Here is a 23,615-nt window from a genome sequence, read left to right as displayed (position 1 = left end):
GGGCATCTTAAGCCCGCACCGCCGCAAGTCCCGGCACTGCGGCGAAGCCAGCCTTGGTGGCATAGCCGCGCACGATCGCCTCGCGCTGGGAATAGCTCAGCACGTTGTCGACATTGTCGAAACCATCAGGCGCGAGCTGCTCGACTGCGTCGATGACGCCCTCGGGACCGCCACGCCTGTTGGAGCGGACGATGTCCGCGGTCATGGGCAGGCGCTTCTTCTCGTATTCAAGCAATGCCTGGCGCGGATGTTCGGCGCGCACCAGCGCGTCAGCGAGACAGCGCGCATCGAGGATCGCCTGCGAGGCGCCATTGGAGCCGACCGGATACATCGGATGCGCGGCATCGCCGAGCAGCGTGACTCTGCCCGATGACCAATAGGGCAACGGATCGCGGTCGCAGGTCGGGTATTCGTAGAACTCGGGCGTGGCCGAAATCAGGCTCTTCACGTCGACGTAGGGCACCGAAAAGCGCGCCACATGCGGCATCAGTTCCTCGCGCCGGCCCGGCCGCGACCAGTCCTCCTTTCGTGGCGGCGGGACATTGCCCTCGCCGACCTTCACCAGCACCGCCCAGTTGGTGAGACGGCTCGCCGGGCTCGATCCCTCCGCGATTGGATAGATCACAACCTTAGCGCTGAGCCCGCCGGCCACAATCATCGATTTGCCGGTGAGGAACAGCGGCCAATCCCGCGCACCGCGCCACAGCATCAGGCCGTTCCAGCATGGCGGCCCCTCGCTCGGGAACAGCGTGTCACGGACCCGCGAATGGATGCCGTCGGCACCAATCAGGATGTCGCCGCGCGCGGTATGGATGTGCGCGCCTGAGCGGTCGAAGAAGTAAGCGGTGACGCCGCTCTCGTCCTGCGTGAAGGCACCGAGGCGGCAGCCAGTGTGGATGGCCTCCGGCCCGAGCCGCTCCTCGACAGCACGATGGATGACGCCCTGAAGTCGACCGCGGTGGATCGAGAATTGCGGCACGTCATGGCCGGCGTCGATGCCGCGAGCCTCGCGCCAGACTTCCTGGCCGTGACGGTTGAGGTAATAGAGCTGGTCGGTGCGGATCGCGACATCGTCAAGCTGCTGGAGCAAACCGAGGCCTGCCAGCTCGCGCATGGCATGCGGCAGCGTGTTGATGCCGACGCCAAGCTCGCGGATGGTGTCAGACTGCTCGAAAATCTCGGAAGCGAGGCCCCGCGAGCGCAGCATCAATGCGGTGGTGAGACCACCGATACCGCCACCGACGATAATCGCCTTCATCGCCCTCACTCCACTCGGTACACACCAGGCAACGCGGCCAAATTCGCACGGGCGGTCACTCCGCCGCAAGCGGCTTTGTCGCCTCCGCCTTGAGCTCGGCCCGGGTCTTGGGCTTAGCCTTAATTCTCAGCTCCTCGAGATCCTGCCGGTCGCGCACGCTGTTGCGGAAAATCTGATCTTTTCCGGGAAGATATTGCGGCGGGCAGAACGCGTCGTCCGCCCCGTACCAAGCCGCCGCCCGCATGGTGAAGAAGGGATCGACTAGATGCGGCCGCCCGAGCGCAACGAGGTCCGCCCGGCCCGCAGCCAGGATGGTGTTGGCCTGGTCCGCCGTCGTGATATTGCCGACGCACATCGTGGCCACGCGCGCCTCATTGCGGACCTGGTCGGAGAACGGGGTCTGGAACATGCGGCCATAGATCGGCTGCGCATCGCGCACGGTCTGCCCGGTCGAGACGTCGACGAGATCGACGCCGGCCTCGGCAAAGGCGCGCGCGATCGCCACCGCATCGTCGCCGCCGATGCCACCCTCGGCCCAGTCGGTCGCAGAAATGCGCACCGACATTGGCTTGTGCGACGGCCACACGGCCCGCAGCGCCACGAAGACTTCGAGCGGAAAGCGCAGGCGATTGGCCAGCGAGCCGCCATACTCATCCGTGCGGGTGTTCGTCAGCGGCGAGATGAAGCTCGCAAGCAGATAGCCATGGGCGCAATGCAGCTCGAGCATGTCGAAGCCGCCGCGTTCGCCGCGCTCGGCCGCCGCCACGAAAGCGTCCCTTATTGCGTTCATGCCGGCGCGATCGAGCTCGCGCGGAACCTGACTGTCGGGGAAATAAGGCAGCGGCGATGCCGAGAACACCTCCCAGCCGCCCTCCTCGAGCGGACGATCCATGCCGTCCCACATCAGCTTCGTCGCACCCTTGCGCCCGGCGTGGCCCAGTTGCAGGCAGATTTTTGCGGCTGAATTGGCATGGACGAAATCGACGATGCGGCGCCAGGACGCCTCCTGCTCGTCATTCCACAGTCCTGCGCAGCCCGGCGTGATGCGGGCGTCGCGGGCAACGCAGGTCATCTCGGTGAAAATCAGGCCGGCGCCGCCGATCGCGCGCGATCCATAATGCACCAGGTGGAAATCGGTCGGCATGCCCTCCTTCGCCGAATACATGCACATCGGCGACACCACGGCGCGATTGGCGATCTCCATCTCGCGCAGCCGGAATGGCTGGAACAGCGGCACCATCGGCTTCTCGGTGTCGACGTCGAAACCGCTGTCACGAACACGCTTGGCAAACGATCTTTCGACCTCCGCCACGAAGTCGGGAGCCCGGAGTTTCAGATTGTCATAGGTGATCGCCTTCGAGCGCGTCATCACGCCGAAGGCGAACTGCACCGGATCGAAATCCCAGAAGCGGTCGACATGCTCGAACCAGACCAGCGAAACGTCGGCGGCGTGCTGCGTCTTCTCGACCTCCTCGCGCCGCCCGTGCTCATAGACGTCCAGCGCCGCCTTGATGCTGGGCGCCTTGTCCATCGCCTCGGCCAGCGCGATCGCGTCTTCCATTGCGAGCTTGGTGCCTGAGCCAATCGAGAAATGCGCGCTCGCCTTGGCGTCGCCGAGCAGAACCATGTTGTCCTTGACCCAGCGCTTGCTGCGGATCATCGGAAAGTTGCGCCACGTAGAGCGGTTGGTGAGTAATTGGTGCCCATCGAGGAACCAGCCGAAGATCTCGGCCATCCGCGCAGCCGACTGGGTCTCGTTCAGCCCTGTCAGCCCGGCGCGTTCGAACGTCTCCGGATCGGTCTCGAAAATCCAGGTCGAGTGGCCGGCTTCATATTGATAGGCATGGGCGATGAACGGCCCCCACTCCGTCTCCTGGAAGATGAAGGTGAAGGCATCCAGCGGCCTGGTCGAGCCCATCCAGGCGAACTTGTTGGCACGCAGGTCGATTTCCGGCGCGAAATGATCGACGTATTTGTCGCGGAAGCGGCTGTTGATGCCGTCCGCGACCAGGATGAGATCGGCGTCGGCGAAGCGGGATTCGTCCTCGACGTCCGCTTCGAAATTCAGGACGACCCCCAGTTCGCGCGCGCGCGCCTGGAGGATCAGGAGCAGCTTCTGCCGCGAGCAGCCACAAAAGCCGTTGCCACCGACCCGATGGACCGTTCCCCGGAAGTGCACGGCGATGTCATCCCAGTAGGCGAATTCCTGGGTGATGCGGCGATAGCTCGGAAGGTCGTGCTTCTCGAAATTGTCAAGCGTGGCGTCCGAGAACACCACGCCGAAGCCGAAGGTGTCGTCGGCGCGGTTGCGCTCGTACACCGCGATCTCAGCGCTCGGCCGCTGCTTCTTCAGCAGGATTGCAGCGTAGAGACCCGCAGGTCCGCCACCGATGATCGCGACTTTCATGGGAGCCTCGCCAAATGAACCCGGCGAAACTATTTTAAGCCTAAAATAATTGCGCGCAAGTCCCCATTGCGGCAGGCTGCCGGCAAAGCCCGGCTTAATCGCCCCTGAAGACCGGCTTGACCTTGTTGGCGAAAGCCTCGAAGGCCCGTTCGAAATCGGCCGTCGTCATGCACAGCGCTTGAGCAACAGCCTCCGCCTCGATCGCCTCCTCCACCGACATCGCCCATTCCATGGCTAGCATCCGCTTGGTCATGGTGTTGGCAAAGGTCGGGCCCTCCGCGATTTGCTTGGCGAGCAGTTGAGCCTGCGGCAGCACCTGCTCCGGGGTGACGAGGCGGCTGAAGAAGCCCCAGCGCTCGCCCTCCTCCGCGGTCATGAACCGGCCGGTGTAGAGCAACTCGGAAGCGCGGGACTGTCCGATGATCCGCGGCAGGATCGCGCAGGCGCCCATGTCACAACCGGCAAGGCCGACCTTGTTGAAGAGGAATGCTACCTCGGCCCCGCTCGCCGCAAGCCGCATGTCCGACGCCATGGCGATGATCGCGCCCGCGCCGGCACAGATGCCTTCAACCGCCGCAACGATCGGCTGCGGGCAGGCCCGCATCGCCTTGACGAGGTCGCCGGTCATCCGCGTAAACGCCGTCAGCCCCTTGGTGTCCATCTTCACGAGCGGACCGATGATCTCGAACACATCGCCGCCGGACGAGAAATTGGCGCCAGCGCCGGTCATGACGATGGACTTGACCGCATCGTCGAACGCGCAGGCGCGAAAGAAATCGGTCAGTTCGCGATAGCTCTCGAAGGTCAACGGATTCTTTCGTTCCGGACGATTGAGCGTCACGGTTGCAACACCATCGACGACGGCCAGCAGGAAGTGCTGCGGCGAATAGTCCGCAAGCGGTAAGGTCACGGGATTGGCTGGTCTGCTCATACGATCTCCTTGGCTTCCTTGCTCCGCGCCTTTGCCATGCGCGCTAAATCTCACCGCCGGCAACAGCGATTGCCTGCCCGGTGATTGCGCCGGCGCCCTCGCCGCACAGCCAGAGCACGGCATCCGCGACCTCCCGAGGAGAGATCAATCGCCCTTGCGGATTATGTTTCGCGAGCTCGGCAATGGCCTGCTCCCGGCTACGCCCTGTCTTTTTCATGATGTTCTCGATGCTGCCGGCGACGAGATCGGTGTCGGTGAAGCCGGGACACACCGCGTTGACGGTCACGTTGCTGCCGGCCATCTCGAGAGCGAGAGACCGCACGAGACCGACCACAGCGTGCTTGGCCGCGGTGTAAGCACTGACATAGGCGTATCCCTTGAGCCCCGCCGTGGACGCGATCGCGACGATACGACCATAGGGACGATCCTTCATCCCGGGCAGCACAGCGCTGACAGCATGGACCACGCCCATGAAATTGACGCCCATCATGCGCGTGAACAGGGCGCTGTCGGATTTGGCGAACGGCGCGGACTCGGCGCTTCCCGCATTGGCGATCAGAATATCGATCGGCTGCCGCGCACTCGCTTGAGCGATGGCGACTTTCATTGAGGTTTCGTCCGAGACGTCGGCGACAGCCGCAAAATGTGCTGCCCCTGCGCTGACAGCCTCCTCGAGCGTCGCAGCGTTCCGCCCAAGGACGGTCACCGTGGCACCGGCCTCGACGAGCGCTGCTGCGATGGCGCGACCGATGCCGCGACCGCCACCGGTCACCAGCGCGTGCGGCGAATGCGGTAATCCGGACATGCGCTGGCTTCCTTGCATTCTGCTGATCGCTCTTCCCGATATATTTTAACCTTCAAACTTTTGCAAACGAAGCTCGACGCGGCCCCTCGAACAGCCGCACGTCGAAGACCGGCCCGAAAATTGCTTTAAGTATAAAATTATCTCTTCCCATCCCTCACAGGCCTGTTAGCATCGAAGGGCCGAGCAAAAGGATGTCGCGTGTCGCAGCCTGCGCCAATGATAACAAAGGACGGCCGCTTCGCCTATGAAGCCGCGGGCGATCCGGGCGGGACACCTCTGATTTTCCTGCATGGCATCGGCGGTGCGGCACGGGCCTGGCGGCGGCAGCTTGCCACATTCGGCGACCGCTTTCACGCGATTGCATGGGACATGCCGGGCTATGGCGGATCGGCGCCGCTCGCCAGCGTCAGCATCGCTGCCCTGGCGGATGCGCTTCAGCGATTCATCGAGCAGCTTGGTGCGAGCAAGCCAATTCTGATCGGGCATTCCATCGGCGGCATGATCGTTCAGCAATGGCTGGTGCAATCCGCGAAACCGGCGCGCGCGGTCGTGCTGGCGCAGACCAGCCCCGCGTTCGGCAAGGCCGACGGCGATTGGCAGACATCGTTTATCGCCGCACGGCTGGGGCCGCTCGATCGCGGCGAAACGATGAAGTCGCTGGCGCCCTCTCTGGTGAAGGAACTGGTGGGCGACGATCCTGATCCCAGGGGAATGGAGCTTGCACGCGAGTGCATGGCAAGCGTGCCCGAGGCGAGCTATCGCGCCATGATGCTGGCGTTGATTGGCTTCGACCAACGCAGCACCCTCAAGGACATTTCCATCCCGACGCTGCTGCTGTCCGGCTCCAAGGACAACAACGCACCAGCCCCAATGATGGCGAAGACGGCGACCTACATTCCATCTGCCGAGTATGTCGAGTTGGCCGGTGTCGGCCATCTTGCGAACCTTGAGCGCCCCGATGCCTTTGACGAGGCTCTCGGCCGGTTCCTGAACTCCGTCGCGATCAACACGTAGGATGACTGCGCAATGACAATGCAAGTCAGCAAGACCATCGGCGCGAGTGACAAGGTCGCGCTGGATGCGCCGATCTTCGATCCCGTCGCATTCCGACTGAGCGACGAGCAGGCCGGCATCATCGCGCGGGCGCGCGAGATCGGCCAGAGCGTGTTCGCCGGCCGCGCCGCGACTTACGATCGCGAGGCGATTTTCCCGTCCGAGAATTATCGCGACCTGCATCGCGTCGGCCTGCTTGGTATTGCCGTACCCAAGAAGCATGGTGGCCTCGGAGCGACTTATCAAACTTACGCACTGGCGGCAGCCGAAATCGGCCGCTATTGCGGCGCGACTGCGCTCACCTGGAACATGCATGTCTGCTCGACGCTGTGGTCGGGCCCGCTCGCCGACGATCTCGACATGGATGCAGAGACTCGCGCCGAGCACGAGCGGCGACGTGCGGTCCACTACAAGCGCATCGTCGACGATGGCGCGATCTATTCGCAGCCCTTCTCGGAGGGCGGTGCGGCAGCGGCAGGCGGGGTCGCTTTCGGCACGGAAGCACGGCCGGTCGGGGGCGGCTGGATCGTCAACGGCAAGAAGATCTTTGCATCACTCTCCGGCCATGCGGACTATTACGGCGTTCTCTGCACCGAGATCGAGGAAGGCGAGAAGGCTTCGCGCCGCAATACGCTTTACCTGGCCATTCCTGCAAAATCGGAAGGCGTTTCGGTCGTCGGCGACTGGGATCCGCTCGGCATGCGCGGAACAGTCTCGCGCACGCTGCTGTTCAAGGACGTGTTCGTGCCGGCAGATTCGGCGCTGATGCCGCGGGGCGTCTATTTCCAGGCCGCGATGCGCTGGCCGCACATGTTTCTGACGTTGTCGCCGACCTATATGGGCCTTGCGCAAGCCGCCCATGACTTCACCGTGCGATATTTGCGCGGCGAAGTACCGGGCATGCCGCCGGTCAAGCGCAGGATGTATCCGACCAAGCAGATTGCGGTCGCGCAGATGCAGATCAAGCTCGAGCAGATCAAGGCAATCTGGTTCCAGGCGGTCACCGAGGCGCGCGCCAATCCGAGCAAGGAGCAGGTGCTTCGCGCCTATGCCGCGCAATATTCGGTGATGGAGGGCGCCAATGAGCTCGCCGCGCTCGCGATCCGCACCTGTGGCGGTCAGGCTATGCTCCGCTCGCTGCCGCTCGAGCGGATCTATCGCGACAGCCGCTGCGGCTCGCTGATGTTGCCCTGGACAGCCGAGCTCTGCCTCGACCGGATCGGGCGCGAAGCGCTGTACGAGCCCGGCGAAACGGACGACTGACGGTGGATCTCTGCAGTCTGATCGATCGCAACGCGGCGTTCGCGCCAGACAAGACAGCCATTGCCTTCGAGGGCGAACGGTTGAGCTATGCGGCGTTCGCTGCACGCATCGAGCGGACGGCGGCGACGTTGAAGCAGGAGCTCGGCGTCGGCCGGGGCGACCGCGTTGCGATCCTCAGCCTGAACCGGCCGGACTATCTGGTTCTGCTCTATGCCTGCGCGCGGCTCGGCGCGATGCTGGTGCCCCTGAACTGGCGGCTGGCTATCGCCGAGCAGCTGTTCATCCTCACCGATGCCGGCGCCAAGGTCCTGGTGCTCGAGCAGGCATTTGAGGGGGTTCTTGCCGAACTTCAGGGGACTGCTGTTGTCGGGCTCGATTTCGAGCCGCCCCACGGCACGACATTCGAAAACCTGTTGGCTCGAAGCCGGGGCACCGGCCGCAACCCGCACACCGATCTCTCCTGTCCGCTTCTCATTGTCTACACGTCAGGAACGACCGGACGACCCAAAGGCGCGGTGCTGCGCCAGGAGGCGCTGTTCTGGAACGGCGTCATGAGCCAGCACATGCACAACATGACGTCCGATGACCATGTGCTGACGCTGTTGCCGTTCTTCCACGTCGGTGGCCTCAACATCCAGACCACGGCTGCGCTCCAGCTGGGCGCGACGGTCACGGTTCACGCACGCTTCACGCCGGACACCGCGCTTGCGGCCATCGAACGGGAACGGCCGACCTTGACCGTGATGGTGCCAGCGATCATCCAGGCCGTAAGCGAGCATCCCGCCTGGACCATGACCGACCTTTCATCACTCAAAGCCGTCGCGACCGGCTCGACCATCGTGCCGCCGCATCTGATCGACCGCTTCGTCGCGCGCGGCGTCCCGGTGCTTCAGGTCTACGGCTCGACGGAAACATGCCCCATTGCAGTCTACACCCGGCTTGGTGGCGATCTCTCGCGCGCGGGATCGACCGGACTTGCCGGCCTGTGCTGCGAAGCAAAACTGATTGATCAGGCCGGCAACGAGGTGCCGGCGGGCGCGCCGGGAGAGATCGCGGTGCGCGGCCCGAACGTGTTCTTCGAATATTGGGGCAATGCGGACGCCACGCGCGATGCGCTGCACGACGGCTGGTATCGTACCGGGGATATTGGCCTGTGCGATGCGGACGGCTATTTCTGGGTGCGCGATCGCAAGAAGAACATGATCATTTCCGGCGGCGAGAACGTCTATCCGGCGGAGGTCGAACGCGTCCTGCTCGAACATCCCGATGTCAGCGAGTGCGCCGTGATCGGCCGGCCCGATCCACGCTGGGACGAGGTGCCCATCGCCTACGTGATCCCGCGATCCGGCGGTCAACTGGAAGCAGACGCGTTGAAAGTGCATCTTCAGGCCCAACTCGCCCGCTACAAGGTTCCGCGCGACATCATTTTCGTCACCGACCTGCCGCGCACCGCGCTGGGCAAGGTCCAGCATTTCCTGCTGAAGCAGCTTGATGCGCAATCGCGCGCGCAAGGAGAAGCATCTTGAAGATTGCGGTTCTGGGTGGGGGAAACGGCTCTTTCGCGGCCGCGGGCGATTTTGCGCTGTCAGGACATGAGGTCCGGCTCTGGCGCCGCGACGCGGATCAGGTCGCAGCACATCGCGCCGCCGGCTCGCGCATCCTGGTGAAGGATCATAACGGCCGTCACGACGTGAAATTGGCGCTGGTGACGACCGGCATCGCCGAGGCCGTCAAGGGCGTAGAGCTGATCCTGTGCCCCGCCCCCGCCTTCGCGCAGACTGATATCGCGCGCCTGCTTGCTCCACATCTGCGGGATGGACAGGTCGTGTTTCTGCCGCCGGCCACGTTCGGCTCGATGATCTTCGCCCAGGCTGCGCGGGATGCCGGCAACCACGCCAAGGCGTGCTTTGCCGAAACCGGGACCTTGCCCTGGCTGACCCGCAAGCACGGACCATTCGAGGTGGCGATCACCATCCGCGCCAAGCGACTGCCGGTCGGCGTTCTCCCGCTCGATCAGGCGCCGCGCGCACTTGAGGTGATCGGACAGGCTTTCCCCGGCGCGGTCGAGCCGTGCGGAGATGCTCTCTCCGGTGCGCTGATGAATGCAGGCCCGATTATCCATCCGCCGCTGATCGTGATGAATGCTGGCCCGATCGAGCATTTCGAGAAGTGGGACATCCACAAGGAAGGAACGCAAGCCGCGATTCGCCGTGTCACCGACGCGCTCGATGCCGAACGGATGGCCGTGCGTGAGGCGCTCGGGTATGGCGCACCGCATTTTCCGCTCGCCCATCACTATGCCAAGGAAGGCGAGATCTGGATGTATGGCCGCGGCTCGCACGACCGGCTGACCGATTCCGGCGACTGGCGCGAGCGGATCGTGCTGACTGAGCACCGCTACATGAGAGAGGATTTGCGGCTTGGGCTATCGCTGCTGGTCTCTGTCGCCGGCCTGGCGGGCGTGGCTACGCCGCTGGCCAAGGGATTTCTGGCCATCGGTGGCGCAATCTGCGGTGAGGATTTTACGCAAGGCGGCCGAACCCTCGAGACGCTGGGCCTCGGCAATCTCGACAAGGCCGCTTTGCAGACGCTTCTTCGCAAGGGATTTTGACCGATGACCAACCGAGCCACAATCGCCTGTCTCGGGGCCGGCCGCATGGGCCGCGGCATCGCCGTCGCGTTTGCTTATGCCGGGCATATGGTCACGATGATCGACATCAAGGCCCGTTCAGCCGAAGATTTCGCCAGGCTGGAGGCAGATGCGCTCGGCGAAGTCAGCAAGACCTTTGCCAACCTGGCGAAGCTGGGGCTACTGACCGAGGCGGATGTCGATCCGCTGATCGCGCGGGTCTCGGTGGTGCCGGCCAGCCAGAGCGATGCGGCACTGTCCGATGCCGGAATAGTCTTCGAAGGCGTCCCCGAGATCGTCGAGCTGAAGCGGGACGTGCTGGGGGCGGCCTCAAAACAAGTCGGCCCCGATACGATCATCGCATCGACGACGTCGACCATCCTCGTCGACGATCTCTCGGGCGCGATTGTGAATCCTCGCCGCTTCCTTAATGTGCACTGGCTCAATCCGGCCTATCTGATCCCGCTGGTCGAGGTTTCGCCAGGCAAAGCCACCGATCCAGGCATCATCGAGGCGGTCAAGGCGCTACTCGAAGGCATCGGCAAGGTCCCGGTGGTCTGCGCAGCGACTCCCGGCTTCATCGTCCCGCGCATCCAGGCGCTGGCAATGAACGAGGCTGCGCGCATGGTCGAAGAAGGCGTCGCCAGCGCAGAAGACATCGACAAGGCGATCCGCTACGGTTTCGGCTTCCGCTACGCCGTGCTTGGGCTGCTCGAATTCATCGACTGGGGTGGCGGCGACATTTTGTACTACGCCAGCCGCTATCTCGAGGGCGCACTCGGCAGCGACCGCTATCGTGCACCGGAGGTCATTTCGCGGAACATGCGCGACGGCCGGATCGGCCTGCGAACGGGCGCAGGCTTTCTGGATTATTCAGGTATGGACATCGACGCCTATCGGGCAAAACGGCTTCAGGCCATGGTCGACCTGCTCCGTCACTTTGACCTGGCTCGCCCGCCGGTGCTCGATCGGAACTAGCCGAAGACGTCCTGCAGCACCCCTTCACGCACCACGGCGGCCCCATCGAGCTCGATCGTCGTCCCCATCATCGGCAGATCGAAATGGCCCGCCGTGTAACGGCCGGCGAATTCGTTGGCACCGGTCGAGAACAGGAAGTTGCCGGAGACGGCACGGATTTCCGTGCCGTTGGTGTCGCGCTGGTCATACATCGACAGCGCCTCGTAGCGCGCGCCGGGATTCATGCCGAAGCCGACATGCGACACCGCATAGGCTTCCCGATCGCCCCAGGCGGCAAGATAGGCACGCATCATTGCGGCATCCGTGCCCTCGCCTTCCAGCTCGACAACATAATCGTCCTTCAGTGTCATCTTCACCGGCGAGGTCAGGTAACGCTTGAAGGTCAGGTTGATGTCGCCGGGCGCCATCACCAGCGTGCCGTTGATCGTTCCGCTCTTGGGGAAGCTGACGACGATGCCCCCGGGCCAATGCGCCAGCGTACCGGGCTTGTCCGTCCAGCCCCAAACGCCGACCGTGGACGCGCCGACCATATCGACGTCGAGCGCCGTGCCGGCTTTTGACGTCACCCGCATCCGCTTGGTCCCGCGCAGCATCTTCGCCGCCGCGCGAACGCGCTTCTCGAGCGCGGAATCCGGCACCATCCGCTCCAGCGCTTCGGGATGCTCGTTGGAGATCACCAGGATGCGCGCGCCGGCTTTGAGGATCTCGGGTGTCTCCACCGCATGCATCAGGCCCTCGATGGTGCAATCCACCACAAAGCCGGCCTGTTGAAGCGCGGTGATGACCGGGCCGAGCCGCTGGATCGCCTCGCTCGCCCCTGTCGAGCGAACCGGAACGATATTCCGGTTACGCGGGGTCGGCATGACCACGTGAAACGGTCGCGCGCCCAGGCGCAGCAGCGCGAGCTCCGCCAGGTGAACATTCAACGCACGTGACTGGGTTTCCGAGAGGATCGCCGCGGTATCACCCGCCTTCACCGCGCATCGCTCAAAAATCTCGCAAAATGCGTCGATCCATTTTGCTTCGATGCGATCAGCCAGCATGGTCTACTCCGGTCTTCTGGTTTCTTCTTCGTCACTTCATGCTTCGGGGAAACCCCGCAGCAGGTACGCGCGCACGGCCCCGAGCAGGCCATTCAGGATCAGGCCCAGCAGCGAGATCGTGATCAGCGGCACGAACATATCGACGGCCTGAAAGGTCCGGGCCGCCGTGACGAGCACATGTCCGAGCCCGTCACTCGACGTGATCATCTCGGCCAGAAACACCACGATGCAGGAAATGACAAGGCCGATCCGGCAACCGGTCAGGATCGACGGTATCGCCGCCGGCAGCACCACCTTAAACAGGATCTGATAGCGCGGCGTTCCCGCCGCCATGGCCGACCAGATCAGCTTCTGCTCCACCGTTGACGCGCCATAATAGGTAGACAACAAAATGGGAAAAAGTGCATCCGCCGCCACCAGGGTGATCTTCGATCCATGACCGAAGCCGAGCAGCAGCAGCAATGCTGGATAGAGCGCGACCTTGGGCAACGGCGCCAGCACGCGCACGATCGGCCGGACCACGGCGTTGATAGCCGGACTGGCGGCGGCGGCGATGCCGATGCTGACGCCGAGCACGACCGCAATCGCGAAGCCGGCAAACAACCGGATCAGGGTCGCCGCGATCTCCTGCTGAAACGTCCATGTCACGAGTTGCTGGAACAGCCTGCCGAAGACGTATCCCGGCGGCGGCAGCAAAACCGCAGGCGCGAAGCCAAATGATACGAGGCCCTGCCACAGCGCGATCACCAGCACGATCGGCGCGAGCCCAAGGATGATGCTGGTGGAGCGAAGCTGCGGCATCATGAGAAGCTCAAGGGCAAGTCGAACTGCGGTTCGGACCAGCGCACCAGCCTTGCGCGGACCCGCTCGAAGATTGCATCCAGGCAGATTCCCATCGCGCCGACGATGATGATCATCGCAAAGACGGTGTCGTATTGGCCCATGTCGAGTGCATTGAACAGGATGTTGCCGGCGCCGGACTGACGCGCGATCATCTCGCTGGTGATCATCGTGATCAGCGCCAGCACGAGTCCGGTGCGGCAACCGGTCAGAATTTCCGGCAGCGCCGCCGGCAATACGATCCGGACCAGCCGTTGCGCAGGCGAAAGCCCCATCGCCGCGCCCGACCATAGCATCTTCTCTTCCACCGCCCTGGCGCCCTCGAAGCTGTGATAGATCACGGGCAGGCTGACGCCGAGGAAGATCACCAGCGTCTTCGTGATGTCACCGACGCCGAGCCACAGCATGATGATCGGCATCAAGGCGGCCTTCGGCACCGGGTAGATCACCATCAGGAGCGGATTGAAGAAGGCCGCGACGGCCCGGCTGCGGCCCATCAACAGGCCGAGTGGGATCGAAACCGATACCGCTATGCCAAATCCGACCGCCATGCGGCGGAGCGAGGCCAGGATGTTGATCAGAGATTCCCTGTCACCAAGAATGTCCGGAATCGCCCGAATTGCTTCGATTGCCGTCGGAAAGCTGTCATTCTTCAACGCGAGGGACGCCGCCTGCCAGATCGCGAGCAATCCGATGCAGGCAAGCACCGGGGCAGCCCGTCTCGCCAAGGCGGAGGGCGATATCATGAGGGAGACTCGACAGGGTCGGTCTCGTCGAACATCCGCTCGATATCGACGACGTATTTCTGGTAGCGAGGGTCCAGCAGCAGCTCGCTGCGGCGGCGCGGCCGCGGCAGATCGATGTCGATCACCTCGCGGATGCGGCCGGGCGATTTCGACATCATCACGACCTTGTCCGAGAGGAAAACTGCTTCGTCGACCGAATGCGTGACGAACAGCACCGTCTTGCGATCACGCTCCCAGATGTTCAACAGGTCGTTCTGCAGCCGCGTTCGCGTGTGAGCATCGAGCGCGCCGAACGGCTCGTCCATCAAAAGAACCTCAGGATGGTAAGCAAGCGTTCGAGCCAATGCCACGCGCTGCTTCATGCCGCCGGACAGTTCCTTGGGATAGAAGTTCTCATAGCCCTTGAGCCCGACCATTTCGATCAAAGCCCGGCTCTGTGCTTCCGCCTCGGTGGTGCGCACGCCCTGCTGGCGAGGGCCGTACATCACGTTGCCCAGCACGGTCTTCCACGGAAACAACGCGAACTCCTGGAACACCGGACCGCGATCCGGCCCTGGTCCCGTGATCGTCCGTCCCCTGATCTTTGCTGAGCCGCTGGTCGGGCTGACGAAGCCGCCGACGACGTAAAGCAATGTCGACTTGCCGCAGCCGGACGGACCAAGGATGGAGACGAAGGCTCCCTCCTCGATCGCCAGCGAGATGTCCGATAGCGCCACATGGTCCTTGCGCGCCGAGGTCTGAAATACCTGCGAGACGCTCTCGATCTCGATGATTGCAGAAGCCGGTTTTTGCGGCGTCACCGGTCTCATCCATTCGCTCGATCTCGAAGGCACTACCTTCATCCCGTCTCACTTCATTCGCGCGAACCCTGCGCAACAGGCTTGCTGAACATGCTCCGTCAGCGACGCGAGCTTAGCAAAAAACTTGCCAGACCACGGGCTTTTTGGGGCCAGCTTCGCCGCGTCATCCGAACCAGGGCCATTCTGCCGGGCCCCCATGCGTGACGGCTCCGCCCGGTGCCTGGCCAACCAATCGCGCATATTTGGCGAGGGCACCGGCACGGTGACGAGGCGGACGCGGCTTCCAATCGTGTCGGCGAGCAGCGAGTTCCTGCTCGTCGATCAGCATGTCCATCCGCCGGTTCGCGGCATCAATCCGAATCCTGTCGCCATCGCGTACCAGCGCCAGCGGACCGCCGACGAAGGCCTCGGGAGACACATAGCCAATGCACATTCCTCGCGTGGCGCCGGAGAACCGTCCATCCGTGATCAGGGCCACCTTCTCGCCCATGCCCTGGCCATAGATCAGCGCGGTGACGCCGAGCATTTCGCGCATGCCGGGGCCACCCACCGGCCCTTCATTGCGGATCACAAGCACATCGCCCGCCTTGTAGCTGCGGTCGCGAACCGCTGCGACACAAGCTTCTTCGTCTTCGAAGATGCGCGCCACGCCTTCGAACAACTGGCTCTTCAGCCCCGCAACCTTGATTACCGCACCATCAGGGCAGAGGTTTCCCTTCAGCACTGCCACACCGCCATCTGGCATGATCGGCGCGCGAGCCGCGTAAACGACCTCTCCGTCAGGAGGGTTGGCGGCGCCATACTCTTCGGCAAGTGTACGGCCCGTGATCGACAGGCAACTGCCATCAATATGCCCGCTCTGGATCAGTTCCCGGATCACCACGGCAGCGCCGCCGACGTCGTAGACATCCTTCGCCGTATATTTGCCTCCAGGCCGCAGGTTTCCGATCAGCGGCGTCCTGGCAAAAACCTCGCCGACATCGTCGATCGTGAATGCGATCCCGGCCTCGTTCGCAATCGCCGGCAGATGCAGCGCAGCATTGGTCGAACCGCCCGTGGCAGCCACGATCGCCGCACCGTTTTCCAGGGATTTCCGCGTCACGACGTCGCGCGGCAACGGCCCGCCGCGCTCCAGCATCTCCATGATGAGGCGGCCGGCCCGCTTGGATATCTGCGCGCGCTCGGCATAGACACCCGGCACCATCGACACATTGGGAATGGTGAGGCCCATCGCCTCCGACACCATCCCCATGGTGTTGGCAGTGAATTGGCCGGCGCACGCGCCGATGGTCGGCAGGCAGGCCCGCTCGATCCGCTCGAGCGTGGCGCGGTCGATCTCTCCGGTCATGAAGCTGCCGACAGCCTCGTAGGAGTCGAGCACGGTGAGGGTCTGCCCGTCCATGCGGCCCGGCAGCGCGCTGCCGCCATAGATGAAAATAGCCGGCACGTTGCAACGGACCATGCCCATCATCACGCCGGGAAGCGTCTTGTCGCATCCACCGTATCCGATCAGTGCATCGTAGGCGAGACCATGGACCACGGCTTCGATCGAGTCGGCGATCAGCTCCCGCGAAAAAAGGGAGAACTTCATCCCTTCGTGATTCATGCTGATACCGTCGGAAACCGACACGGTCGAAAACTCGCGCGGCGTGCCGCCGGCCTCTTCGATACCGGTCTTGGCCGCTGCGACCTGAAAGTCGTGCGTCATGTTGCAGGGCGTCTGTTCGCCCTTCATGCTGACGACGCCGACCATCGGCTTGGCAATCGCAGCGTCGTCGAGCCCCATGGCGCGCATGAACGCGCGGTGCGGAGCCCGGTCGAGGCCATCCGTCGTGATCCGAGATCGGAGCTTCTTCATACGTGCATCTTCTTCATGCAACGTCCCGCATCATCCCGGACGCCGCGACCTCTTCGCTCGGATCCTTCGTTCAATCGCCTATTGTAGCGGAGCGACGATCGTCGGATGCTTGAATTGCGCGACGTCCAATTTTGGCAGCATCCCTGTCTCCGCGTAGATGTCCAGCATCTTCTGGATCGCGGGGAAATTCGGTGCCGCGCCCGGATCGCGGCCGAAGTCGTTGTCCTTGAGCAGATAGGTCTCGAGGACCGGAATGGGTGCCTTCAGGACTTCGTTGACGACCTTCAACGTCTCATCACGGTTGGCCAGCGCTTTCTTCATGCCGGAGGTAATGTCACGCACGTAAGCCTTCACCAGCTCCGGGTTCTTGTCGACGAAATCGGCACGGCAGGCTTCCAGGATGTGCACGATGTTCGGCATCGCCTGCGACAGCGAGAACAGTTTGCGCGTGCCGCCCTTTGCCTCCGCGCGCGCGGCAAACGGCTGGTTCATGTTGACCGCATCGACGCGGCCCTGCCGCAACGCATCTTCGGAGACGGCAAAGCCGACCTCGACCAGCTTGATGTCCTTGGCCGGATCGATGCCATTCTGCTTCAGCAGCAGATTGAACGGGCCTTGGGTGCCGCCGCCGATCACGGAGATTCCGACCGTCTTGCCTTTGAGATCGGCGATCGTCTTGATCGGGGAGTCGTCCATGACAGCCCAGTAGACCGAGAAACCACCGGCCTTCTCGAAGACATGCTGCGCCACGATGTAGGCCTTGAGGTTGCCGCCAACCACGCCGTTGGCGAGCGACAGCGGCGCCTGGGTCGCGCAATCCAGCGCGCCCGCCGCCAACGCCTGCGTCATCGGAGCGGTGCCCTGAAACTGGGTCCATTCGATGTTGTAGGCCTTGCCGATGTTGGGAAACTCAGCCGGGCGGCGCATCATCCAGTATTTGGATTCCTCGGCCGGAATCGTCCAGCCGACGCGAATTGTCTGCTGTGCCCATGACGAGCCTGCGCTCGCGCTCACGGCCGCTGCCGCCCCCAAAGCCAGGATCCACTTCGAAACGGTTCGCATCGTGCCCACTCCGCTGCCCGGGCGCCGACCGGCGCCATCCAACCCGACCGCGGCAAATGTTTCATGGTTCAAACAATCAAGCAAGCCATGCAGGCGGGGCGGTTTCGTCGTGAGTTACGCCATGTATGGTAGTGCAGCGTCGCGCGGCGGCAGATGGAGGCAACCTATGGCTGAAGCGAGCAAGACAAACCCGCAAGGCGTCGAGCGGCTCGGCTATCTCGGCCTTGGACTGATGGGGACACCGATGAGCCGGCGCCTGCTCAACGCCGGCCATCAGATCACTGTCTGGAACCGTTCGGAAGGGAAGATGGCCGCGCTCGTCGAGGCGGGTGCCAGGCGCGCAGCCACCCCCCGTGACTTGATGGAGAGCTCCGACATCGTCTTCATGTGCGTGACGGATGCGGCTGCCGTGGAAGAGGTGATCTTCGGGCCCGAGAGTATCTCAACTGCGCCCGGCGCGGGCAAGCTCGTGGTCGACTTCTCGTCGATCCATCCTGACGCCGCACGAGACCTTGCAACGCGATTGTTAGCTGTGAACGGCGCGGGCTGGATCGATGCGCCCGTGTCCGGTGGCACCAAGGGCGCCGAGGAAGGCACGCTTGCCATCATGGCCGGCGGAAAAGCAGGCGATATCGAGCGGGTCCGCCCCTACGTGCTCGCCATGGCACGCAGGTTCACCCACATGGGCCCGACCGGCGCGGGGCAGACCACAAAGCTGTGCAACCAGGTGATCGTCGGATGCGCGATGGCCGTTCTTGCGGAGGCAACACGCCTTGCCGTGAACGCCGGAATCGATGCCAACCGGTTACCCGAAGCCCTCGCCGGCGGCTTCGCGGACTCCATTCCGTTGCAGCTGTTTGTGCCGCGGATGGTCCAGGGCATACACTCACCGCCGCTTGGTCATATCGCCACGATGCTCAAGGACCTCGATACCGTCGTCGACGTCGCGCAGTCGACGTCGACGCCGGTGCCCATGGCCTCGCTCGCAGGACAACTTTTCAGGCTCGCCAAGGCCGCGCGAGGCGCGGATGCGGACGCGCTCGAAATCTACAAGCTTTCGGCGGGGAGCGCTGAACCGTTCACCGCGAGCTGAGCACGCTTGGAGTGACTACTTGCGCTCGTCGGCAAGAAATCGGCCAAACGCACCTCGCGCGAAGAGCAGCGGCTCCTTCGCATTGTAAGTATAGGCCTCGACCGCACCGAGAAAGATCACGTGGTCGCCGCCGTAATAGCGATTGACCGAGCGGCATTGAAAATTGGCGACGCTCTCGGCGAGCACCGGCGCGTTGCCGAGGCCCGGCGTCCAGCCGACACCGGTGAACTTGTCATCAGACGACTTGGCGAATTTGCTCGCAAGCGCCTGTTGCGAAACGCCAAGAACGTTGACCGTGAAATGACTGGCGTTCTGGAAGATGGTCAGACTAGAGGAATAGACGACGAGGCTCCAAAGAACCAGCGGCGGATTCAGCGAGACCGAGGCGAACGAATTGCACGTCAGGCCATAGGGCTTGCCGTCGGTAGCCGCGGCCGTGATGATCGTCACGCCCGTGGCGTAGGTGCCGAGCGCGCTGCGAAAATCGCGGGGATCGATCGGCGAGCTGTCGCTCGCGAGTTCGTTGGCCGGATCGGGAACGGCCGGCTGCTTCGGCAGATCATTCATCGGCCGGCCTCACAGCGTGAGATTCTCGGACGGCAGCCCCAGCGCCACGCGTCCATAATTGGTCCCGGCCGCATCGAAATTGAACGCGAGATGCGAGTTGATCGCGTGCGCATCGCGGAACTGCCGCTGCAACGCGCCCGTCGTGAACAGGCCCCGTGCTCCGCTCGCGGCAAACAGCATCGACACCGCATCCGTGCAGAAGTTTACTGAAAAAGCGCCGTCGCGCCGATATCGGGTCTTGGTCGCCATATCGGGGATATGACCCCGCCTTGCATCCTCCATCGCATTCAGACAGGCCGAGCGCATGATCAGGCGTGCAGCGTCGATCTTCGCCGACGCCTCCGCGATCTTGATCTGGGTGCTTTGAAAGTCGCTCAGCCTGGCGTGGTTGTAGGTGGAAATGCGATGACGGACGACCTCCGCATAATCGTCGAGACACGCCTGCGCGTTCCCCAGCGCGACGCCGGAGAGAACGTAGGGAAACAGCGAGAACACCGGGAGCGCATACAGCGGGTTGGGATTGAGCTTGCTTCCCGGAGTCGGACCGCCGTCAAGATCGCCGACCGCGACTGTCATGTCGTCGGGCACGAAAGCGTCCCTGACCTCCACGTCGCAGGACCCTGTCCCGCGCAGCCCCGCGACATTCCATGTGTCGAGGACCTTGTAGTCGGCTTTCGGCAGCAGAAATATCCGATACTCGATGCCGTCTGCCTCATCGTCGGAGTAGACCACGCTTGCAAGCATGTTCCACGCGCAGGAGGCAACGCCCGAGGAGAACGGCCAGCTGCCGTGGAGCCGGTATCCGCCCTCAACTCGCGTGGCACGTCCGGCCGGAAAAATGAACGAGGACGCGATCAGCGTGTCCGGATCACGACTCCAGACCAGATCCTGCGCCGTCGGCTGGAACATGCCGAGCATCCAATGATGGCTCGCCAGATTGGCCAGATTCCATGCCACCGAGGCGTCCGCTTGTCCGAGCAGGTCCGCGCAATCGATCAAGGCGACATAATCGAGTTCTGCGCCGCCAATGCGCTTGGGCTGAAGCATCCGGAACAGGCCCGCGTCGTGCAGATCCTTCTCGGTTTCCGGCGGCAAATGCCGCAACTCCTCCGTCCGTGCCGCCCGCTCTCGCAGCCGCGGCAGAAGGGCCCGGGCCTTCGCGACCATTGCCGCATGGGCAGGTTCATCGGATTGCACCGCCGCGGGCCGGCCCACGCTCGGCTCTTGACCAGGCGCCATTCATATCCCTCGCTTTATGCATTTATGCGGCGAGACCCTTGCCAAATCAAGCCGAGGCAGCGCTGTCGGAGTATGGTGGTCCTGAACAAGGCGCCGGAAGGATGCGATACCGCGAAGGTGGCGGCATTGCCAAGCCATGATCCGCCAGCCGCGCGAGGCCTGGCCTGTAGGATCGCCCTCCAGGCTCAGCCCGACGTCGAGGGTTTGCCCGATCCGAAGACGCCCTTTTGGGTGAACTGCGATATCCGACGCTCGTCGTAACCCAGCGTATCACGCAAGACCTGCTCCGTGTGCTCGCCCAGCAGCGGAGCAGCCACAGGATCAACCGGGCCGGTCAAGCTCATGGCAATCGGCGGCTCGATGTTCGGGACCCACCCCGCCGTACGATGCGGAATCCGGTTCAAGCGATGGCGCTCTCGCGCCTCCGGTGCATTGAACCCCTCCTCGACCGTTCGGAGATAGCCGACCGGAATATTGGCCAGCTTCATCTTGGTCATCCAGTTCTCGAGAGTATCGCTCGCAAAGACCTCCGCGATGGCTGCTCGCAAAAGCTCCTTGTGCTCGGAGCGGGCTTTGCGCGTTGCAAACTGCGGATCGGTGATGAGATCGGGCCTGTTCAGCACTTCAACCACCAGCCGGCGATAGAGCCGGTCGTTCGCGCAGGCCATGTAAAGCGGTCCATCGGAGGCCTCGTACACGCCGACGGTAGGTGAGCCACTCGGCGAATTACCAAACCGACCGGGATTTTCGCCGTTGATCAGATAGGCCATGCCATAGAAACCGGTCATGCCCATCGCGACGTCGAACAGGGCGACCTCGACATGCTGACCGCGACCGAGCCGATCCCGCGCCAACAGCGCCATCAAGATGGCGTTGCAGGCAGACATCCCCGTCGCCATGTCCACGATGGGCGGGCCGGTGCGAACCGCAGGGCCATCGGCAAATCCGTTGAGCGACATGAAGCCGCTTTCCGCCTGCGTGATCGGATCAAAACCGGGACGCGAGGCAAACGGCCCGGTTCGCCCGTAGGCGGAGATTGAGCAATAGACCAGCCGCGGATTGAGCGGCGCAACCGTTTCATAGTCGAGGCCAAACTTCTTCATGACCCCGCTGGAAAAATTCTCGACGACCACGTCGGCCTTGCGAATCAAACCCAGCGCAATCTCACGAGCCTCCGGCACGGTAAGGTCGAGCGCGATGCCGCGCTTATTGCGATTCAGGCTGAGATAGGCAGCGCTCTCTCCACCGATCTCGGCGTGTTCATACGCGCGCGTGTCGTCGCCCCCGTCCGGATTCTCGATCTTGATGACGTGCGCGCCGAAATCAGCAAGCGTCTGCGTACAGGCCGGGCCGGCAACCACACGCGTGAAATCGACGACCAGCAGACCATCGAGCGCGGTAGGCGCCCCCGTCGCCCGCGACGAACGTTCCGGCAATTGAGGTTTGGTGGGCATCGACGGCGCTCCCTTACATCGGCTTATGGTTGCCGAATTTCCCGCAGGAGCAAACTTAAAGCCCGGCACCGCTGACTTCGCAAGTCCTTCGCCCGCATCGCTTCAATACGCAAAAAGGGCCCCGCAGCTGTCAAGCTGCCGGGCCCTTGAACGTTCCGTGTTGCGCTTCATCTCGCGCGAACCATTTTTGCGTTGCGTGAATCGCGTTCCGCACCACGGGAAACCTGGCTCCACTCGCTCAGCGAAGCCGCTTTCGCCAGTAAAGCGTATGCGGCCAAGCCCAGGGCACATGGGGTTCAAAGAGTCGATAGCCCGCCCGGATGAAATTATTGGCAGACACCGGATTGTCCGTCGTATCCGAGACGATGCTGTCCCATCCAATACGCCGTGCCCTTGCCTCGATCACCCGCATCATCCTGCACTGGAGGTCACGTCCCGTGTGCCGCTGCAACACACCGACCCTGGAGAAATAGCCGCCATTTCGAATGTGCGTTGACGTTCACGAAACCGGCGAAGGCTACTGGCTTAGCGCCGTGATAGGCAAGCCACCACGCCCCCTAACTCGAATTGTGGCAAGAGAGCCGCATCGAAGAACGTCAACCGGTGAAGGTCGGCCAATGTATCGGCGATGTCGTCATCGGATGCATCGACGATGCGAATTCTGTACATGAGACCGTCCGTTGGCGAAGGACGACGTGAGTGGAATGCAGCAATGTCGTCGCGGCTGAGGCTCACTTGCCGAGCACGACCTTGACGCTTAGCCCAACGACACCCATCAGACCGGTGGCGATCACCGTAATCACGGCCTTGAGCGTGTAGCTCTGCGCCTGCTCGACGCTCGTTCGCCATCGGCGCAGATGCTGAAAATCCGCCCTTAGCTCCTTTCGATCGTCATTATCAATTCCGAAAGACGCCAGCACCGATGCCACCGTCCGCAATACGATGGCATCAAAGTTCGCCTGCTGAAGCCTATGTTGCTCAGCCAGCAGCTCGGCAACCATCGCCCTGACTTCATCATCTGTCATCTTCACCGCTTGATGATCCTTCAAAGTTCTCGAAGCCGCGCGTAGCGAAGTAGGAGACAACCAGATTGGCTCCGGAGACCGCAGCGGCGCGAGCACTGGCCCGGCGCCGTGGGCCGGCACGTTCGCGCGTCCGCGGCCAGCAATGGTACGGCCGGCGGCGCACCAGGTTCGACGAGTGCGTGGCCGCAACGCGCCGCGGCCGTCCGATCTCGATCGAGACGAAAAAAACCCGCGGCGGAAGCTTTCCGCGCGGGTGAACCAACTCGTTTCGATGATGCCATTCTGCCAGTGTTTTCGCAGACGTGTCAAACGAACGAATTCGCTTAAGCCGCGTTAGGCGATCAGGAGGGCCGGCAGATGACGCTCAAGACGACCTCACAAAACACGTCGCCAAATCTTCCTGGACGAAAGCCGCGCAGCGACAAGGAGCGGGACACGCTAGAAGCCGTCGTTGAGGACGCCGGCGACAAGGACTGCGATCTCGTGAATGGCGAGGGCGGCCCCATCGACCTTCCCACCAAACCCGGCGATTTGTCGAAGGACGATTAGGCCGCTCCGCAGACG

General features: G+C 63.1%; 21 protein-coding genes and 1 pseudogene. 7 read left to right on the top strand and 15 right to left on the bottom strand.

Annotation, left to right across the window (positions count from 1 at the left end; translation table 11 throughout):
* Window positions 1-7: 7 nt before the first annotated feature.
* The 4 genes from RX329_RS13860 to RX329_RS13845 all read right to left on the bottom strand — a co-directional run bounded on the left by RX329_RS13860 (window position 8) and on the right by RX329_RS13845 (window position 5,401).
* Window positions 8-1,258 (bottom strand): flavin-dependent oxidoreductase, encoded by a 1,251-nt coding sequence (locus RX329_RS13860; protein ID WP_085349502.1) that lies wholly within the window; start codon window positions 1,256-1,258, stop codon window positions 8-10.
* A gap of 55 nt (window positions 1,259-1,313) precedes the next feature.
* A complete protein-coding gene (locus RX329_RS13855; RefSeq protein ID WP_317245956.1) occupies window positions 1,314-3,665 on the bottom strand; it encodes a bifunctional salicylyl-CoA 5-hydroxylase/oxidoreductase in 2,352 nt (783 codons plus the stop codon).
* Between the two features lie 94 nt (window positions 3,666-3,759).
* Complete coding sequence (locus tag RX329_RS13850) at window positions 3,760-4,596, bottom strand: enoyl-CoA hydratase family protein (RefSeq protein WP_317245955.1); 837 nt, start codon at window positions 4,594-4,596, stop codon at window positions 3,760-3,762.
* A gap of 43 nt (window positions 4,597-4,639) precedes the next feature.
* Complete coding sequence (locus RX329_RS13845; RefSeq protein WP_317245954.1) at window positions 4,640-5,401, bottom strand: SDR family oxidoreductase; 762 nt, start codon at window positions 5,399-5,401, stop codon at window positions 4,640-4,642.
* Window positions 5,402-5,617: 216 nt separating this feature from the next.
* On the opposite strand from RX329_RS13845, the gene RX329_RS13840 reads away from it, so the two are divergent.
* Genes RX329_RS13840 through RX329_RS13820 form a run of 5 tightly spaced genes read left to right on the top strand, consistent with a single transcriptional unit; the run spans window position 5,618 to window position 11,324 of the window.
* Window positions 5,618-6,415 carry an alpha/beta hydrolase gene (locus RX329_RS13840; protein WP_317245953.1) on the top strand — a complete coding sequence of 266 codons (798 nt, stop codon included), beginning with the start codon at window positions 5,618-5,620 and terminating at the stop codon, window positions 6,413-6,415.
* Between the two features lie 12 nt (window positions 6,416-6,427).
* The gene (locus tag RX329_RS13835) at window positions 6,428-7,717 is read left to right on the top strand and encodes an acyl-CoA dehydrogenase family protein (RefSeq protein WP_317245952.1); all 1,290 of its coding nucleotides are present in this window, start codon (window positions 6,428-6,430) and stop codon (window positions 7,715-7,717) included.
* A gap of 2 nt (window positions 7,718-7,719) precedes the next feature.
* Window positions 7,720-9,243: a long-chain-fatty-acid--CoA ligase gene (locus tag RX329_RS13830; RefSeq protein WP_317245951.1), complete on the top strand. Its 1,524-nt coding sequence runs from the start codon at window positions 7,720-7,722 to the stop codon at window positions 9,241-9,243.
* Window positions 9,240-10,328: an NAD/NADP-dependent octopine/nopaline dehydrogenase family protein gene (locus tag RX329_RS13825; protein ID WP_247404963.1), complete on the top strand. Its 1,089-nt coding sequence runs from the start codon at window positions 9,240-9,242 to the stop codon at window positions 10,326-10,328. The genes RX329_RS13830 and RX329_RS13825 overlap by 4 nt, the downstream gene beginning before the upstream one ends.
* A 3-nt stretch (window positions 10,329-10,331) precedes the next feature.
* Window positions 10,332-11,324 (top strand): 3-hydroxybutyryl-CoA dehydrogenase, encoded by a 993-nt coding sequence (locus tag RX329_RS13820; protein ID WP_247404966.1) that lies wholly within the window; start codon window positions 10,332-10,334, stop codon window positions 11,322-11,324.
* Here the strand turns inward: RX329_RS13820 and RX329_RS13815 are convergent.
* The 6 genes from RX329_RS13815 to RX329_RS13790 form a co-directional block, all read right to left on the bottom strand.
* Window positions 11,321-12,367: a peptidase M29 gene (locus RX329_RS13815; RefSeq protein ID WP_247485365.1), complete on the bottom strand. Its 1,047-nt coding sequence runs from the start codon at window positions 12,365-12,367 to the stop codon at window positions 11,321-11,323. The genes RX329_RS13820 and RX329_RS13815 overlap by 4 nt on opposite strands.
* A gap of 36 nt (window positions 12,368-12,403) precedes the next feature.
* Window positions 12,404-13,171, bottom strand: coding sequence for an ABC transporter permease (locus RX329_RS13810; protein ID WP_317245950.1), 768 nt, complete (start codon window positions 13,169-13,171; stop codon window positions 12,404-12,406).
* Complete coding sequence (locus RX329_RS13805) at window positions 13,168-13,953, bottom strand: ABC transporter permease (RefSeq protein WP_317245949.1); 786 nt, start codon at window positions 13,951-13,953, stop codon at window positions 13,168-13,170. The genes RX329_RS13810 and RX329_RS13805 overlap by 4 nt, the downstream gene beginning before the upstream one ends.
* Window positions 13,950-14,795: an ABC transporter ATP-binding protein gene (locus RX329_RS13800; RefSeq protein ID WP_410706289.1), complete on the bottom strand. Its 846-nt coding sequence runs from the start codon at window positions 14,793-14,795 to the stop codon at window positions 13,950-13,952. The genes RX329_RS13805 and RX329_RS13800 overlap by 4 nt, the downstream gene beginning before the upstream one ends.
* Before the next feature lie 121 nt (window positions 14,796-14,916).
* Complete coding sequence (gene ilvD / locus RX329_RS13795; protein WP_317245947.1) at window positions 14,917-16,611, bottom strand: dihydroxy-acid dehydratase; 1,695 nt, start codon at window positions 16,609-16,611, stop codon at window positions 14,917-14,919.
* 78 nt (window positions 16,612-16,689) lie between these two features.
* On the bottom strand, window positions 16,690-17,673 hold the full coding sequence (locus RX329_RS13790) for an ABC transporter substrate-binding protein (protein ID WP_085349537.1): 984 nt from the start codon (window positions 17,671-17,673) through the stop codon (window positions 16,690-16,692).
* Between the two features lie 166 nt (window positions 17,674-17,839).
* Between RX329_RS13790 and RX329_RS13785 the strand changes: the two genes are divergently transcribed.
* Window positions 17,840-18,766: an NAD(P)-dependent oxidoreductase gene (locus RX329_RS13785; protein ID WP_317245946.1), complete on the top strand. Its 927-nt coding sequence runs from the start codon at window positions 17,840-17,842 to the stop codon at window positions 18,764-18,766.
* A gap of 15 nt (window positions 18,767-18,781) precedes the next feature.
* On the opposite strand, the gene RX329_RS13780 is transcribed toward RX329_RS13785, so the two are convergent.
* The 5 genes and pseudogenes from RX329_RS13780 to RX329_RS13760 form a co-directional block, all read right to left on the bottom strand.
* Window positions 18,782-19,333, bottom strand: a complete 552-nt coding sequence (locus RX329_RS13780; protein WP_317245945.1) for a flavin reductase family protein — start codon at window positions 19,331-19,333, stop codon at window positions 18,782-18,784.
* 9 nt (window positions 19,334-19,342) lie between these two features.
* Window positions 19,343-20,572, bottom strand: a complete 1,230-nt coding sequence (locus RX329_RS13775; RefSeq protein WP_085394662.1) for an acyl-CoA dehydrogenase family protein — start codon at window positions 20,570-20,572, stop codon at window positions 19,343-19,345.
* A gap of 185 nt (window positions 20,573-20,757) precedes the next feature.
* A complete protein-coding gene (locus RX329_RS13770; RefSeq protein WP_317246404.1) occupies window positions 20,758-22,026 on the bottom strand; it encodes a CoA transferase in 1,269 nt (422 codons plus the stop codon).
* 238 nt (window positions 22,027-22,264) lie between these two features.
* Window positions 22,265-22,695 (bottom strand): annotated as a pseudogene (locus RX329_RS13765) (GNAT family N-acetyltransferase).
* A 62-nt stretch (window positions 22,696-22,757) separates the two neighbouring features.
* Complete coding sequence (locus tag RX329_RS13760; RefSeq protein WP_317245944.1) at window positions 22,758-23,057, bottom strand: hypothetical protein; 300 nt, start codon at window positions 23,055-23,057, stop codon at window positions 22,758-22,760.
* 351 nt (window positions 23,058-23,408) lie between these two features.
* Between RX329_RS13760 and RX329_RS13755 the strand changes: the two genes are divergently transcribed.
* Entirely contained in the window at window positions 23,409-23,600 is a 192-nt protein-coding gene (locus tag RX329_RS13755; RefSeq protein ID WP_085360126.1) for a hypothetical protein, read from the top strand.
* Window positions 23,601-23,615 lie beyond the last annotated feature (15 nt).

Source organism: Bradyrhizobium sp. BWC-3-1 (genome assembly GCF_032917965.1).
GTDB classification, from domain to species: domain Bacteria; phylum Pseudomonadota; class Alphaproteobacteria; order Rhizobiales; family Xanthobacteraceae; genus Bradyrhizobium; species Bradyrhizobium canariense_D.
The sequence above is the reverse complement of the archived record's forward strand: the minus strand, read 5'-3'. Positions and strand labels throughout refer to the sequence as shown.

Excerpts from the sequence above, each read along its gene's own strand:
- ilvD (WP_317245947.1), bottom strand. The coding sequence starts at position 16,611 with ATGAAGAAGCTCCGATCTCGGATCACGACGGATGGCCTCGACCGGGCT.
- RX329_RS13770 (WP_317246404.1), bottom strand. The coding sequence starts at position 22,026 with ATGCCCACCAAACCTCAATTGCCGGAACGTTCGTCGCGGGCGACGGGG.
- RX329_RS13810 (WP_317245950.1), bottom strand. The coding sequence starts at position 13,171 with ATGATGCCGCAGCTTCGCTCCACCAGCATCATCCTTGGGCTCGCGCCG.
- RX329_RS13755 (WP_085360126.1), top strand. The coding sequence starts at position 23,409 with ATGACGCTCAAGACGACCTCACAAAACACGTCGCCAAATCTTCCTGGA.
- RX329_RS13835 (WP_317245952.1), top strand. The coding sequence starts at position 6,428 with ATGACAATGCAAGTCAGCAAGACCATCGGCGCGAGTGACAAGGTCGCG.
- RX329_RS13815 (WP_247485365.1), bottom strand. The coding sequence starts at position 12,367 with ATGCTGGCTGATCGCATCGAAGCAAAATGGATCGACGCATTTTGCGAG.
- RX329_RS13855 (WP_317245956.1), bottom strand. The coding sequence starts at position 3,665 with ATGAAAGTCGCGATCATCGGTGGCGGACCTGCGGGTCTCTACGCTGCA.
- RX329_RS13790 (WP_085349537.1), bottom strand. The coding sequence starts at position 17,673 with ATGCGAACCGTTTCGAAGTGGATCCTGGCTTTGGGGGCGGCAGCGGCC.
- RX329_RS13775 (WP_085394662.1), bottom strand. The coding sequence starts at position 20,572 with ATGGCGCCTGGTCAAGAGCCGAGCGTGGGCCGGCCCGCGGCGGTGCAA.
- RX329_RS13845 (WP_317245954.1), bottom strand. The coding sequence starts at position 5,401 with ATGTCCGGATTACCGCATTCGCCGCACGCGCTGGTGACCGGTGGCGGT.
- RX329_RS13820 (WP_247404966.1), top strand. The coding sequence starts at position 10,332 with ATGACCAACCGAGCCACAATCGCCTGTCTCGGGGCCGGCCGCATGGGC.
- RX329_RS13785 (WP_317245946.1), top strand. The coding sequence starts at position 17,840 with ATGGCTGAAGCGAGCAAGACAAACCCGCAAGGCGTCGAGCGGCTCGGC.
- RX329_RS13800 (WP_410706289.1), bottom strand. The coding sequence starts at position 14,795 with ATGAAGGTAGTGCCTTCGAGATCGAGCGAATGGATGAGACCGGTGACG.
- RX329_RS13860 (WP_085349502.1), bottom strand. The coding sequence starts at position 1,258 with ATGAAGGCGATTATCGTCGGTGGCGGTATCGGTGGTCTCACCACCGCA.
- RX329_RS13805 (WP_317245949.1), bottom strand. The coding sequence starts at position 13,953 with ATGATATCGCCCTCCGCCTTGGCGAGACGGGCTGCCCCGGTGCTTGCC.
- RX329_RS13780 (WP_317245945.1), bottom strand. The coding sequence starts at position 19,333 with ATGAATGATCTGCCGAAGCAGCCGGCCGTTCCCGATCCGGCCAACGAA.
- RX329_RS13840 (WP_317245953.1), top strand. The coding sequence starts at position 5,618 with ATGATAACAAAGGACGGCCGCTTCGCCTATGAAGCCGCGGGCGATCCG.
- RX329_RS13850 (WP_317245955.1), bottom strand. The coding sequence starts at position 4,596 with ATGAGCAGACCAGCCAATCCCGTGACCTTACCGCTTGCGGACTATTCG.